The organism is Chryseobacterium candidae, assembly GCF_004916905.1.
In the GTDB taxonomy this organism is placed as follows: Bacteria; Bacteroidota; Bacteroidia; order Flavobacteriales; family Weeksellaceae; genus Chryseobacterium; species Chryseobacterium candidae.
In genome coordinates, this window is the sequence record NZ_SDLV01000003.1 from 173,578 (window position 1) to 189,536 (window position 15,959).

Consider the following 15,959-nt stretch of genomic DNA (forward strand, 5'->3'; position numbering starts at 1 on the left):
TTTGAATAAAGGAAACAATTTAGATGAAAGTTTCAGAAGCCTTGTTCCTTATAATCCTAATGGAGTTGAGGAAAGCGGTTCTATGACAAATTATTATAAGAATGGATTTATTGATATCAATGGAGATGGAAAAACCGATATTATCAAAACATTATCGAAAGTGAACTATGTTCCAAACATGGGTGTATATAAAACATTTTTCTATTTTTCAATACTATCGGAATTTCAGTATAACGAAAATGCAACTGGCTATAAATGGGAAAACGAAAAGCTTTTTGATGCTTTTTCCAAAGAATACGACAGACTTCAGGTCACTCCTATATTTGGAAATTTCAGAATTAACAACAGAGTTAATAAATTAGTCCTTCTTACCGGTAATGTTGACAACCAAAATGATAGAAAAATAATCTACTATAATAACTTCAATCTGCAAAGCGATCAATATATTACTAAAATAGACCAAGGTGATAATTTATATGAAATAACTTATCAGGAACTCGATCCTGTAATCAACCCGAATGTATACGCTCCTGTTAAACAGGAAAAATATCCTTATATGGAGATGGAGAGGTTGTCACAGGTATATGCTGTAACCCAACTAAAAGCATTTGGAAAAAAACAGGATTTCAGATATAGAGGGTATCTAGCACATTTACAAGGAAGAGGGGCAATTGGTTTCCGCCAAACAGCACGCTCTTCATGGTATGCAGATGGAATGGAAAATACCAAAATATGGAATGGAACAGAAATAGATCCACTCAATGAAGGAGTTCCTATTAAGGAGTGGTCTATAAGGACAAATAATGAATCCAATATTTTCCCGGCAGACCTTTCTGAAAACAACACTCAGCTATTGAGTTTCAAATCTACCATATATCAAACCGACAAATTGTTAAACGGGCAGATTGTTAATTCAGTTTCTTATGCTGACAGACCTAATATTGTAACAGCAGTAATACCAAAAAGCACTAAAATTAAAGACTTTTTAACGAATACTACTACCGAAGGAACTGTTACTTATGGAAACTATTATCTTCCGGTTCAAAGTGAATCGAAAATCAATAATGGATATGGAATAACAACCTCTACTTTTGAATATATAAACAATCCAAATGGTACAGGAGTCGATTATTATATTGGTCGCCCTAAGTCTAAGACAGATATAGTGCAAGCTTATGGTGATACAAAATCAGCCAAAGAAGAATATACCTATGAAAACAATTTGCTAAAAAACCAAAAAACATGGAATAGAGACAATACAGGATGGTTGCAAACCAATTATAATTACGATAGTTTTGGAAATATTGTCCAAAAAACAACATTAAATAGTATAGATTCTCAGACACAGACTCAAAGTTCACAATATGATCCACAAGGAAAGTCTGTTATTAAAACAATAGACAACTTAGGTCTAGAAACCAACGTCATCTATAATGATCAGGGACAAATTATAAAACAAACTGATCCTTTAGGAAATACTTTGGACAATGTGTATGATAATTGGGGTAAATTACTGAAATCAAAAACTAATTTAGGAGGAACTACAACCTACCAATACGAGAAGGATAGTAATTCTAATATAATTATTACCCAGTATGATCCAGATGGTAATATTTCAAAAAAATATACCAATAAATGGGGACAAGAATACAAAACGAGTACAAAAGCATTCGGACAGGGACAATATCTTTCTAAAGACATTCAGTATGATGCTTTAGGAAGAAAAAAGACAGAAAGTGAACCCTATTTTGAAGGACTAAATGCTTATCAATGGAATTCTCTCATCTATGATGACTCTGTATTTCCAGCTAAAATTTCTTCTTTATCATTTAACGGAAAGGAAATAGAAACCACTATTTCTGGTTTTACTACAACAGTGAAAGAAACAAATGGAAATGGAAGAACAACCTCTAAAACCACTGATGCTTTAGGCAATACTGTATCTACAACTGATAAAGGCGGTACAATTGTATTCTCCTACAACGCAGCCGGAGAACAGATCAAGGCACAGTATGCTGAAAATATCGTAACTACAAAATATGATGTTTGGGGAAGAAAAACTGAGTTTAATGATCCCTCAAATGGAATTTATAAATATGAATATGAAGGATTCGGACAACCAAAAAAGACCACAAGTCCAAAAGGCACTAAGGAATACACTTATAATAACTTAGGCCAACTTATTTCTCAAAAAGAAAAATCTATAACAGATGGAGGACAATCAACTGATAAGTTTATATCCTACACTTATGATAGTAAAGGAAGAATAATTTCAAGATCAGGAACATCTAAAGGAAAATCTTTTAGTTCGAATATATCGTATGATCCTCAAGGAAGAATTCTATCCTCTTCTGAAAGTAGTTATGGTAAATATTTTATACAGAAAGGAATGACTTATGATGATAAAGCAAGGGTTATTTCTTATGAAAAACAGTTATACTCTTCCGGGATTATGACTAAAGTAAATATTGAAAATATTTACAGCAGCTGGAATGGAGACTTGTATCAGGTAAAAGATAAAACTTCAGGAAAAATATTATGGCAACTTAAAGAAACCAATGATAAAGGACAAATACTGAGAGCACAATTAGGAGCCTCAGAAATTTATCAAAGTTTTGAGACTGATGGTTCATTAAGCCAGTTAGCTCATTCTTCAGCTATTAAACAAAATATTTTACGCCTTTCCTACAATTTTAATGTTATTAAAAATGAATTAAAGAACAGGACAACGGGAGGTGATTTTCAAATTTCGGAATCATTTGATTATGACACCAATAATAGGCTTGTAAACTGGACCAATCCTGTAACAGGAATAAAACCTAATGACCATCGTAATGTTTATGATACCAAAGGAAGAATTCTAAAAAATGACCAGGTTGGGGATATTAAATTTGATAATGCTTCTAAAATTTATCAACCTACAGGAATGACCCTAAATACCTCAGGAGAACAGAATTATAACAATGATCTTATCCAAAGTATAACTTTCAACGAGAACAATGATCCCGTATTTATTGATGGAGAAAAGGGAGATGTTGGCTTCCAATATGGGCTGACAGCCATGAGACAAACCGTAACATTTGGAGGAAATTTCAGCACGGATGGAGAAGGTAAGTTCACCAAATTTTACAGTGAAGATGGAAGTTTTGAAATAGTGAAGGACAATATTACCCAACAGGAGAAGCATATTATTTATATTGGCGGCAGTCCTTATGAAAGTAATATCGTATATTTAAAAAACTATACAGAGAGCAGTGGTTCTTACAATTTTTTGCATAAAGATTATTTGGGAAGCATATTGGCCATTAGTGATGAAGCAGGAAATAAACTTGAGCAAAGGCATTATGATGCATGGGGTAATTTAACCCATTTACAAATTGGAAACGGCCCAATTATTACCGATAAAAGTATTATAAATCAATCTTCATTACTTATTGACAGGGGATATACCGGACATGAACATTTTGCTGAAGTTGGAATCATTCATATGAACGGAAGGTTATATGATCCTTTATTAAGAAGATTCTTAAATGCCGATGAAAATATACAGGATCCATATAATACACAGAATTATAATAAATATGGATATGTAATGAATAATCCACTGATGTACAATGATCCTAGTGGAGAATTTATCTGGACAGCAGGATTTTTCTTAACTTATGTAGCTCCAGTTATCTGGGGTGCGATTATAGGTACGGCAATTAGTGTCGGTATATATGCTATCCAGTCCGCTATTAATAATAACTGGACAATGGGAGGATTCGGAAAGGCTGTTTTATTAGGATCAGCCACCGGAGCCGTCTCTGGAGGCCTTGGTCAGATTTTCAGTGCCAGTGGTTTCTGGGGGACAGTAGGAAATGCCACATTAGCTGGTGGAGGAAGCGGGGGAATTGCTTCCTTGCTTACCGGACAAAATTTCCTTGAAGGAGTGATTAAAGGCGCTGTAATTGGCAGTGCAGTAGCAGCAATGAGTTACACTGCAAATTATTTTTTAAAATATGCAGGTATGAAAGATGAATTCAAATATTACGACGGTGAAGAGCCTCTTACAGAAAATGAAAAAAATGTAGAGTACTCTGAAAAAAGCATCCAAAAAATGAGAAAAGATAATTTCACCCCTGGGGAAATTCGAATATTTAAGGTTGGAAAAGATATAATTGGATCTGAAAAATATTCACAAACATCAAACGGGTTTTTCCAGACATCTAATGGTAGGGCATATGCTTATACAACCAAACCCAATTTCTTTTCTGGAACTTCTAATATTCATTACGCCAAAGCAGCTTTTGCGTCCAAAGAATTACTTTTCACAACCATGGTTCACGAAACAGGTCATGCTTATATAATGAATGCAGGAAACTTTTTTATTAAACAATATGATAAAACAAAATTATTTAATAGAGGATATGCATCAACTATAGATGATTTGGGACACGCAGCAATTTTTGATGGAGAAAATTATTTATCCACAATAAATAGATTTAAATTTAATCCAGCAATAGGTGTAGACAGTGATGTAATAAGTGATGCTATCAATAATAACATCACGGGGAACAACAAACAAGGGTTGAATTTACTTAGGCAATTTTTATTACCTGTTTTTAATCGTATAATGAAATGAAAAGAATAATTATATTAACAATGATTACATTAGGAATGTACTCTTGTTCAGATGTGCATAAGAATGAGTGTAAGCTTATTAGCTTAGAAAAAAAATATAATAAGAATCAAGAAAATCCTATTATAGATTTAAGTTACAATATTAATAAAAAAACAATAGAATTATCAGTTTTAAATTTAAGAAAAGACTCTGTTGTTTTCACACTTCCAAAATTAAACTTCGTTTTAATGGAACCTAATAATAAAGCAAGTAATGATAATATTGTAATAAAACCATATATATCGTATGTCTATATTAACAAATCAATTTCATATATAAGAAATAATTCTAATACTAAAGTTATTAGTACTGATTTTACTATGCAAAGAAATGAAAAATATCTTCCCGTCAAAATTGGATTTAAAGAAAAGTTTATAAAAGAACTTTATATAGATTGTAAAAAATCTGATATAGGAAATTATATGATTTATTTCTTAACAAAAAAGGATCCAAAGAATGATAAGGTTATTCAAATCCAATATCCACAAAATGCTATTTTAAGAATAAAAAATTAGTGCTAAATATTTATAATTATTTAGAGATGATAAAATTATAATATGGATATACAGACAGAAATCTTATATCTAGAACTAAAAGATTATATAGGAGACCTCCCAATAGATTTTATAATAATTTAGACCAGATTTCTCAAAGTATAGTTAATAATGCATATAATAAGCTTATGCCAGTATTTAACAGATTTATGTTTTATACCAAATAAATAATATATGAAAAATTATAAAATAGCCACTTTATTTTTGCTTATTTTAAGTGTACAAAGTTGTTTCGCTCAAGAAAAAAACAGTGATTTAAATCTTAGTTATAAGAAGATATTTGTTAGAGATAATAAAATAACCAGGTCGTTTATTTACAATAGTAAAACCGCAATCTATGAAGTAAAACAATTATTTCCCGATGGAAATTTTAAGAAAAAAACTGTCACTGTAAATCTGACACCAAAAAACATTAATGAAATTCATGATTTATATTTAAAGCTACAACCTAAAAATATGCGCAATTGTACATTTAATGATATTAATGAACTCTTTTCCAGTTCAACAATCAGTTTTAACAGAAATGAAAATGTGGATAATTTACCATGTAATACAAATTGGGAGGATAAAGAGAAGTATAATCAGATTGAAGCAAAATTATATGAATTCATTTTACCTACATATAAGTTACAATTTCCGGATGAATCTGTACAGAAGTAATAGCAATACTTCAGATATGTTAGCAAAACAATGAATAAAATCTATCCCCCAATCATTTGGGGGATTTTTATTTCACAAAAAAACCACCGCAAAAGCAGTGGCTTAAAAAAATCAATCTAATTATGGACTATATCTTATAAATTCGGGTTGTTTTCAAATTCCCTTTGTGGAATGCTGAATAAATAATAGTTACTGTTGGATACAAAAGCAGATTTATCCGGGAAGTTAAGAACAGAAATATTCTGCAACCCTCCTACTCATTCGATGCAATCAGAAATGAACTAAAGAGCAGAACAACAGGAGGAGATTTTAACATTAATGAGTCTTTTGATTATGATGACAATAACCGTTTGGTCAACTGGACGAATCCGGTAACCGGAATCAAGCCAACAACGAACAGAAATGTCTATGACATCAAAGGAAGAATTACCCAAAACGATCAGGTAGGAACGATCAAGTTTGAAAATTCTGCTAAGATTTATCAAGCTACGGGAATGACATTAAATGCTGCCGGAGAACAGAATTATAATAATGATTTAATACAAAGCATCACTTACAATGAGAACAATGACCCTGTATTCATTGATGGAATGAAAGGAGATGTTGCCTTCCAGTATGGATTAACTTCAATGAGACAGAGAGTAACTTATGGAGGTAATTTTAGTGCCGATAGTGATGGTAAGTTTACTAATTTTTATAGTGAAGATGGAAGCTTTGAAGTCGTGAAAGATAATACAACAGGAAAGGAAAAGCACATTCTTTATATTGGAGGGAATCCTTATGAATCAAATATTGTATATTTAAAAAACTTTACAGAGAATAGTGGTTCTTACAAATTCTTACATAAAGATTATATCGGAAGTATCCTGACGATCAGTGATGAAGCCGGAAACAAATTGGAACAAAGGCATTTTGATGCATGGGGTAATTTTACTCACCTTCAGATTGGGAGCGGGACAATTATTACAGATAAAAGTATAATTGAAAATGCTTCATTACTTATAGAAAGAGGTTATACCAGCCACGAACATTTTGCAGAGATAGGAATTATCCATATGAATGGAAGATTATACGATCCTATATTAAGGAGATTCCTAAATGCAGACGAAAATATACAAGATATATTCAATACACAAAACTATAATAAGTATGGGTATGTTTTGAATAATCCATTAATGTATAATGACCCAAACGGAGAGTTTATCTGGTGGCTGCCATTGGCAATAGCTGTGGTTTCAGAAGGAATTAATATGTATGTTACCCAGACCCCGTTCAGTTTTGACAGACTGTATATGGGATTAATTACCTCATACGTTAGTGCTTCAGTGGCTTCAGGAATTGGGGCTGTATTTCAGGCCGGAGGTGCTATTGCCAATTCACTGGGAAACATCTGGACCATTATAGCGAGAGCCGGGGCTCATGCTATAACCCAGGGAACGCTTTTCTACATGCAGGGAGGAAACTTCTGGAGTGGAGCTTTAAGCGGAGCCTTTACAAGTGCTTCTAATGATTTGTTAGATTTGGCCGTAAAAAATGTAGGTGAAAATAATATACTTAGAAGCGATGGTTTTGCTCTATTCAACGGAGCTGTGAGTGGTGGCGTTGGTTCTGTCCTTGGAGGAGGAAACTTCTGGATGGGTGCAGGACAGGGATTGATTGTAACTGCTTTTAATTTCTTAGCACATAAGGAAACATTCCGAACTAATCTAAAAGAACAATTAGATAAAGCCGGATATGAACTAGATGGTAAACCAGATTTTTCTGATGAAGCAATAAAGAAAATGATTGATACAGTTCCTGAGTTAAGAAGACTATTCGAACTTGGTGGCAAAACAGCTGTAATAAGAGCTATTGAATATATTCCCGGAGAAAATCTGAATACTCGAAGTCGAGACATGGGATTAACTAAAGGCAATAATGTACTTATATCTAAAAGTTTAAATTTAACTAATTGGGATTTAGCCATCACATTAGGACACGAAATGATTCATGTTTATCACAATGTTTATCTGACCTCAAAAATAAGAGAGTTTACAAAAAAAAGCTGGAGAGCCGGATTTGACATTTCTGAAATTGAAGCATATAGTTGGGAAATTGAAATGGGAAATACTATTCATGGTAAGGCAGGATTAGCTAAATATCAAAGCATACTCAAAAGCACTTATAATATTGAATATAAACCTAATAGATTTTACTAAAATACTTATGAAAAATACATTCATCATATTACTCTCCATCGCTTCAAATTATTGTTTGGGACAAAATGACCTCGAAATAAGAATTGTAAATGATACTATAAAAAAAGTCTCCTATTTTGATCAAAATAATATCGTTTATAACATAACTAATAATTCAGAAAAAAATTATTTATTAATTTTGGATGCTGCAGAATTCAATGAAGACCCTGAATATGCAGTAGAACCCTTTTTCATTGGATTACCAGACTATTATCTTTACGAAAAAAACACACTTCTATCCCCTATGTTTTCTTTTGGAGCGCGCAGTACCAATAGCCATCATCAATTCGACCTAAGCTCAAAAGAATTTCAAAAATTTAGAAAGCAGTTTTTAAAAGAGTTTGACGAATTCGAGATGAAGATTGCGTATAGAATTTCAAAAAAAATTATCATAATAAAATCCAAAGAAAAGAAAATCTTCAGTACTAAAGTTAATTTTCCAAGTTATATGGGAAGATATTTTAACATGGAGAATTCCAAAGATTATTATTTCCAAGTAAGCTTACAAAGCCCACAGGAACTTATTTCTAAATATTACAAAGTACTACAAAACAAAAATAAAGAACTGGAGCCCATAATATTTACTGGTCAGATATTTTCAAATAAGATCCCTTTAATATATGAAGTATATAATAATCAATAATTCAATCCCCTGAAAAATCGGGGGATTTTTATTAAATAACATTCACAAAAAACCACCGCAAAAGCAGTGGCTTAAAAAAATCAATCTAATTATGGACTATATCTTATAAATTCGGATTATTCTCAAACTCCCTCTGTGGAATGCTGAACAAGTAATAATTACTATTCGGTACAAAAGCAGATTTATCCGGGAAATCAAGCACAGAATGTCCTTTACCGTCTACGGTTTTCACGGTACCGTCCGGCGTGGTTATCTGAACTTTTATCGGTTTGCCATCTGCATCTACAAACGGTTTTCTTACTACTGTACCCTGCGTTCTGATAATATCTGAAAGCGAAAATCCTTCTCCAAACAATTCTTTTCTTCTTTCAATCAAAATGGCATCTACTACTGCATTCTGTGACAATGATCCAGAATAAATATTAGCATTTCTCGCTGATTTCAATTGATTCAAAACAGCTACAGCCTGAGAGACATTTCCGTTTCTCGCTTCAGCTTCGGCTTCAATTAAATACATTTCTGCAGCTCTCATATACACAATGTCTGCAATAAGAGTAGGTTTAAATTTAAACTTAGCATACCTCAGCAATCCCTCTCTACCTTTCTGCCCATCCCATGAAAACAACTGGGATCTGATGTCATTAGTATCAAAAAGATCCTTAAAATAAGGGTCTGCCATAAAACTGTAATAATAACTTCCCGATGAAGACACATCCAGATAATGGAAAGCATAACTCGCATCCGACTGCTCCTGTGTCTGTGCATGTCCCCAGATCCATTCTGCATTGTTGATATCATTGAAGCCATCCTTATATTTTTCCGAAGCCATCAATGGGAATCCTTCTCTTGCAATTTTCGCAGATGCTGAAGCTTTGCTCCATTCACCTGTATTCAGGTAAGTTCTTGCTAAAAGCCCGTTCACTACAGCACGGTTGATCTTGTCTTTATTATTTCTTGTATAACTTTTTAACAGGTTATCAGCATCCATAAGATCGCTTTTAATCAAGGTATAAATATCCTCAAGGCTTGCTCTTTTCTTCCCTACCGTACTTGTTGTAGAAGGTTCAGTATAAATAGGAGCCGTCAAAGCCGACTTATCTTTAAGATAGCTGAACTGATAAAAACTCGCCAGATTAAGGTAGCAGAAAGCACGTAATGCTTTTGCCTGTCCTTTCACCTGATTCTTTTTCTCCTGACTTCCTTCCGTTCCATCAATTCTTGTAATCACATTATTCATATTATTGATGGTGGAATATAACATCGTCCAGATAAATAAAGGTCTGCTTGCCGTACTGTTCACCATTTCGGTGAAAGCATAAGTAGAAGCAAATCCATATTTATTGGTAAGTACCGCCACATCACTTCCCATCGCATCACTGGCTCTTAAAACTGTGGAATAACCGATATTGGCATAGGTTGTTCCATCGTTATTAAACTTTGCCCAGGTACCATTTACAACAGTTTCTGCACTTTCAGCTGTTTTGAAAACCTCCACGCTGTTGGCCTGATCAGTCGGAGCTGTGTCCAGATCATTTTCACAGCTTGTCAATGACAAAAACCCGATAAGTGCAAATGATATGTATTTTAATTTTTTCATTGTTTCAATTTTTAAAGGTTAAAGAGTTGCCTGAAGGCCAAAAGTGATTGTTCTCATTGCAGGATATCTGTAATACGTCGTTCCATCCAAAGCCTGTTCAGGATCCATTCCTTTATGTTTATAGAAAGTCAGAAGGTTTTCTGCCTGAATATAAATTCTGAACTTTTTCAATCCTATTTTCTCAAAATAATCCTCAGGAAGTGTGTATCCTAAGCTTAGATTTTTAAGTCTTGCATACGTCCCGGAATACAGGAATCTTGAAGAAGTTGAGGTCCAGTTATTCGTTGTTGTACTCAATCCGGGAACGTCTGTATAAGGATTTTCCGGTGTCCATCTGTTCAATATTTCAGCACTCCATGCGCGTCCTCCGGCACTTCCGTTATGCATAATGGAAGTATAATCGGTATCTAAAATTTTTCCTCCGATTTTAAATGTCAGCAATCCTGAAAAATCAAAATTCTTATAGGTGATGCTTGTACTTATTCCACCTGTCAGCTTAGGTAATGCAGAACCTTGCAATAGTTTTGTAGCTTTTGAATATTCCGAAGTCGTTCCTTCCACTGAGTTTCCGCTGGAATCGGTAGTAACCGTCTTCCATAAAGGTTTTCCATTGCCTGGATCTACACCTATCCATTCCGGAATAAAGAAATCATATACTGAACCTCCCACTGTTAATAACTTCGTTCCTACCACAAGAGAACCTCCTGGTAATTTGGTTACTTTGTTGTTTAAAGTACTTAGGTTAACATCCACATTCCACTGGAAATCATCAGTTTTAACAGGGGTTGTAAATAATGAAAATTCAAATCCTGTATTCTGGATGGTTCCGATATTCGCAGGATAATCACTGATTCCCAATGATGGTGCAACCGGCATATTAAACAGAAGATCCTGGCTTTTTCTTTTAAAATATTCGATATTCCCTTTAATCCTGTTATTCAGAATCGCGAATTCCAATCCAACATTTAAATTAAGGTTGGTTTCCCATTTCACATTATTGGTAGAAGTCTTTTCAAGGGTTGTTCCCGGCTCTCCGCCAAGGCTTATAAATCTATAAAGCTCCTGATACGCATAATAAAGCGGCTGCCCATTAGGTCTAAGTAATTTATCATTCCCCTGACCTCCGTAGCTGGCACGCAATGTCAACTGATTGAAAACATTCAGGCTTTTAATAAATTCCTCGTTCGAAATTTTCCACGAACCTCCTACTGACCAGAATCTCCCCCATCTGTTATCCTTCGCAAATCTCGAAGAACTGTCTGCCCTTCCTGAAGCTGACAGGAAATAGGTATTATTATAGTCATACTCTACTTTTCCAAGGAAACTTAATAAACTCAATTTATTGCTGTTTCCACTGAAACTTCCCAGCAGAGAAGCAGCATCCGGTTCATAGTAATAAGGAAGTGAAAACTGGCTTCTCGTTCCTGAAATGGTCTGATAATCGTATTTATAAAACTCGTGTCCTGCTAAAGCATTTACATGGTGCTTTCCAAACTTTTTATCATACGTCAGAATATTGCTGGTTGTATAAGAAAGTGTTCTGGTATTGGTTTTCGTTACCGAACCTCCTATTTCAGCACCTTGCCCCAATAATGGATTTGAGTAATAATGTCCGTTATAATTCACTAAATCCACAGAGAAGCTGGTCTTGAATTTCAACTCCGGCAAGAAAGTGAATTCCATGAATCCTTTTCCGGAGAAGTTATCTTCTTTGTTTTCGTTTTTGTCTAAAGGCAGTGTTGCAGCGGCATTCTGATTCTGAAGCGCATTTGTAGGCCTGTATTTTCCAAAATCATAAACCGGGTTTCCATCAGCATCCAAAATATAAGTACCATCTGCATTTCTTTCATAATAAGGATAGAATGAAGGAATAAATCTTGCTGCGTTGATGATGTTACTCGCCTTGGAATCCGAAGAAGTAGGCGCCTGCTGAATACTGTTTGTATAATTCAGGTTTACTCCAACATTAAGCCATTTTTTCACTTCGGAATTGATTTTTAATCGGGTATTATATCTTTTAAAACCGGATTCAATCGCCATCCCTTTATCATCCAGATATCCCAGTGAAAAGAAGTAATTGCTTTTATCACTTCCTCCGCTGATATCAAGATCCACCTGATTTCTTGAAGCTACTCTCTGTAAAATATCTCTCCAGTCATCATTCCAAAGCGGCGATGCACCAGGTAATAATTTCCCATCTGTTCCTACCGGTTTTGGATAAGCAGTGCCATATGGATTAATTCCAAGGGTCGAAACAAGATTATCTGTTGCCATTTGTGCAGCCTGCTGAGAAGAAACTTTGCCAGACTGATATCCGTTTTTTAATGCTTCCCAATATAATTGAAAGTATTGATCTGTGTTTACCTGTTCATAATCTTTGACAGCTCTTCCTGAGAATCCCTGACTGATATTAAAATTAACTCTGGCTTCTCCTTTTTTCCCTGATTTTGTAGTGATGATAATAATCCCGTTTGCTCCTCTTGAACCATACAAAGCACTTGCTGTAGCGTCTTTCAAAACACTTATAGATTCAATATCGCTTGGGCTAATGGAGTTCAGGTTTCCGTCAAAAGGAATCCCGTCCACTACGTATAAAGGATCACTGGAAGCACTGATTGAGCCAATTCCTCTGATACGGATGGTAGAAACTGCTCCGGGCTGTCCCGATGCACTGGTAGTTTGAATTCCGGCAACCTGTCCTTCCAGTGCTTTGGTAATATTCGTAACTGGTCTGTTATTGATTTTATCGCTGGAAATTGTAGCTACAGAACCGGTATAGCTGTTTCTTTTTGCTTTTCCGTACGCTACCACTACTACCTCATCAAGTTCCTTTTCATGAAGGCTATCTTTTTTCGGCATGGAATTCTGTGCATTGATGCTGGTTATTCCCAGAAAAAAAGCAGCAACCGGAGGTATCCATGCTTTAGAATTGAATAAATTTTTGCTAATCATAATCAATTTTATTTATCATATATTAAAATTTTACCCTTTGCAGAAAAGTCAGCAAAGGGCATCGATAAATACGACAAACCAAATGCTTATTTTTCCTTAAAAGGCTGAATGTAACACCTTGCCCCACGAGGTAGGTTGTTAAGATTTCACAGGGTCAGTTCCCTCCATCTTTCTTTATAAGCCGATCGAAATATGATTGCAAAGCTAAAAACTTTTAGTCTACAAAACAAGTAGACTTATTTATTTTTCATGATAATTTTTTAATAATTAACATAAATTTTTAATAAAACCCACTACAATAAGAAGTTGCAGACCTTATCATTTATTCAAACATGACAAATATCATTGTCAATAATTCAATAGCATGAAAATTCAGTATACCTTAATTTTTGTGTGATTTATTGAAAAAACTTTTTAATTTTATGCTATGAAAGTTTTGATCATCAATGGCCCTAACCTCAATCTGTTAGGCACAAGAGAACCGGAAATCTATGGAAATGTTTCTATGGAAAGTTATTTGGAAAATTTAAGATCCGAGTTTCAGGCTTATGAATTACAATATTACCAGTCTAATATTGAAGGTGAGCTTATCAACAGGCTTCAAGAAGATGATTTTGATGCGGTGGTAATTAACCCGGGAGCTTTCACCCACTATTCTTATGCAATTGCTGATTGCTTGAAGAATATCCGCAAGCCGAAAGTAGAAGTTCACATCAGCAATATCTACAAAAGAGAAGAATTCCGACAGAAATCTGTAACAGCCGCTAATACGGATGCCGTTTTATCTGGCTTTGGAATGGATGGGTATAGATTGGCTTTATTGAGTCTGAAATAATTCAGTCGTTTATTTTCCCACAGATGGCACAGATTTTCACAGATAATTATAGAAAAAAAATACATATGTCAGTAGTTACACTGCTGCAAAAATCTATTAAATTTTGAGAAATAAAATACAAAAGCCTCATCAATGATGAGGCTTTTGTACGTTTATGGTTAACTATTAAATAGTTTGTTCATGTAATTGAGGTCCTGAAGCTACTAACTTCTTACCTTCTTCAGTATCACAGTACTGTTCAAAATTCTTGATATATCTTGAAGCAAGATCTTTTGCTTTTTCTTCCCATACCGAAGTATTTTCATAGGTATCTCTAGGATCTAAAATACCTGCAGAAACGTTTGGTAATTCAGTAGGAATTTCAAGATTCATAATTGGAACCTGAGCTTTAGGAGCATTATCAATAGATCCATCAATGATTGCGTCAATGATTGCTCTGGTATCTTTAAGCGAAATTCTCTTTCCTGTACCGTTCCAGCCTGTATTTACCAAATAAGCTTTTGCACCGTGTTCCTGCATTTTACCGATCAATGTTTTAGAATACATTGTTGGGTGCAATGTAAGGAATGCTTCCCCAAATGCAGGGGAGAAAGATGGTTCAGGTTCTGTAATACCTCTTTCCGTTCCGGCTAATTTTGATGTATACCCGCAAAGGAAGTGGTACTGAGCCTGATCTTCATTCAGGATAGAAACCGGAGGAAGTACTCCGAATGCATCTGCTGAAAGGTATACAATCTTCTTGGCATGACCTGCTTTAGAAGGCAATACAATTTTGTTGATATGATATATTGGATAAGAAACTCTTGTGTTCTCAGTGATTGAACCGTCTGTATAATCTGCTACTCCATTGTTAATAACAACGTTTTCAAGAAGTGCATCTCTTTTGATGGCAGCGAAGATATCCGGTTCTTTTTCTTCAGATAAGTCAATCACTTTAGCATAGCATCCTCCCTCATAGTTGAATACTCCGTTGTTATCCCATCCGTGCTCATCGTCACCGATAAGGTATCTTTTAGGATCTGCTGATAAAGTAGTTTTACCTGTTCCAGAAAGACCAAAGAATAAAGCAACATCACCTTTCTCTCCAACGTTCGCAGAACAATGCATGGAAGCCATACCTTTTAACGGAAGGTAATAGTTCATCATGGCAAACATTCCTTTTTTCATTTCACCTCCGTACCAGGTACCTCCGATGATCTGTAGTTTTTCAGTAAGGTTGAACATAATGAAGTTTTCAGAGTTTAATCCCTGAGCTTCCCAGTTCGGGTTTGTTGTTTTTGATCCGTTGATTACGGTGAAATCCGGCTCACCGTAGTTTTCAAGTTCGTAGTGAGAAGGACGAATGAACATATTAGTAACAAAATGCGCCTGCCATGCTACTTCAACGATAAATCTTACTTTAAGTCTCGTATCTGCATTCGTTCCGCAGAATGTATCTACTACATAAATCTTTTTAGATTCAGCAAGCTGGTTCAGCACTAGTTCTTTACAAGACCCGAAAATTTCTGCTGTTGTAGGTAGGTTTACTTTACCATCCCAGAAAATTGTATCTCTTGTAACATCATCCTGAACAATATATCTGTCTTTAGGTGAACGACCTGTGAAAATTCCTGTTTTTACCGATACTGCGCCAGATTCCGTAAGCTCAGCTTGCTCAAACCCCTGATTTTCAGGAGAAACTTCAGCCTGATATAATTCTTCATAAGAAGGATTATACACTACTTCATAGTTTCCTTTAATCCCTAATTTCTCTAAATCCTGGATGATTTTAGTGTTTTTCATTTTACTTATATTTTCTATTTCTTTATTGACTTCAAC

Annotated in this window: 9 protein-coding genes and 1 riboswitch; of the genes, 6 read left to right on the plus strand and 3 right to left on the minus strand. The window is 34.7% G+C overall.

The annotated features are described in order from the left end of the window. Position 1 precedes the first annotated feature (1 nt). From EK417_RS01585 to EK417_RS01605, 5 genes are all read left to right on the plus strand, one after another. On the plus strand, positions 2-4,624 hold the full coding sequence (locus EK417_RS01585; RefSeq protein WP_136521138.1) for an RHS repeat-associated core domain-containing protein: 4,623 nt from the start codon (positions 2-4) through the stop codon (positions 4,622-4,624). Further along, on the plus strand, positions 4,621-5,178 hold the full coding sequence (locus tag EK417_RS01590; protein ID WP_136521139.1) for a hypothetical protein: 558 nt from the start codon (positions 4,621-4,623) through the stop codon (positions 5,176-5,178). The genes EK417_RS01585 and EK417_RS01590 overlap by 4 nt, the downstream gene beginning before the upstream one ends. Positions 5,179-5,391: 213 nt before the next feature. Then, the gene (locus tag EK417_RS01595) at positions 5,392-5,877 is read left to right on the plus strand and encodes a hypothetical protein (RefSeq protein ID WP_136521140.1); all 486 of its coding nucleotides are present in this window, start codon (positions 5,392-5,394) and stop codon (positions 5,875-5,877) included. Positions 5,878-6,227: 350 nt separating this feature from the next. Further along, a complete protein-coding gene (locus EK417_RS01600; RefSeq protein ID WP_228457869.1) occupies positions 6,228-8,075 on the plus strand; it encodes an RHS repeat domain-containing protein in 1,848 nt (615 codons plus the stop codon). Positions 8,076-8,082: 7 nt separating this feature from the next. After that, a complete protein-coding gene (locus tag EK417_RS01605) occupies positions 8,083-8,757 on the plus strand; it encodes a hypothetical protein (protein WP_136521142.1) in 675 nt (224 codons plus the stop codon). Positions 8,758-8,860: 103 nt separating this feature from the next. Here the strand turns inward: EK417_RS01605 and EK417_RS01610 are convergent, their stop codons facing one another. Both EK417_RS01610 and EK417_RS01615 read right to left on the minus strand, forming a co-directional pair. After that, on the minus strand, positions 8,861-10,354 hold the full coding sequence (locus tag EK417_RS01610) for a RagB/SusD family nutrient uptake outer membrane protein (RefSeq protein WP_136521143.1): 1,494 nt from the start codon (positions 10,352-10,354) through the stop codon (positions 8,861-8,863). Positions 10,355-10,372: 18 nt separating this feature from the next. Continuing rightward, entirely contained in the window at positions 10,373-13,306 is a 2,934-nt protein-coding gene (locus tag EK417_RS01615; protein WP_136521144.1) for a SusC/RagA family TonB-linked outer membrane protein, read from the minus strand. Between the two features lie 83 nt (positions 13,307-13,389). Next, a riboswitch (SAM riboswitch) is annotated at positions 13,390-13,489 on the minus strand. 244 nt (positions 13,490-13,733) lie between these two features. Between EK417_RS01615 and EK417_RS01620 the strand changes: the two genes are divergently transcribed. Continuing rightward, positions 13,734-14,141 (plus strand): type II 3-dehydroquinate dehydratase, encoded by a 408-nt coding sequence (locus EK417_RS01620; RefSeq protein WP_076595936.1) that lies wholly within the window; start codon positions 13,734-13,736, stop codon positions 14,139-14,141. A 165-nt stretch (positions 14,142-14,306) separates the two neighbouring features. On the opposite strand, the gene pckA is transcribed toward EK417_RS01620, so the two are convergent. Further along, positions 14,307-15,923, minus strand: coding sequence for a phosphoenolpyruvate carboxykinase (ATP) (pckA, locus tag EK417_RS01625; RefSeq protein ID WP_136521145.1), 1,617 nt, complete (start codon positions 15,921-15,923; stop codon positions 14,307-14,309). Positions 15,924-15,959: the final 36 nt, after the last annotated feature.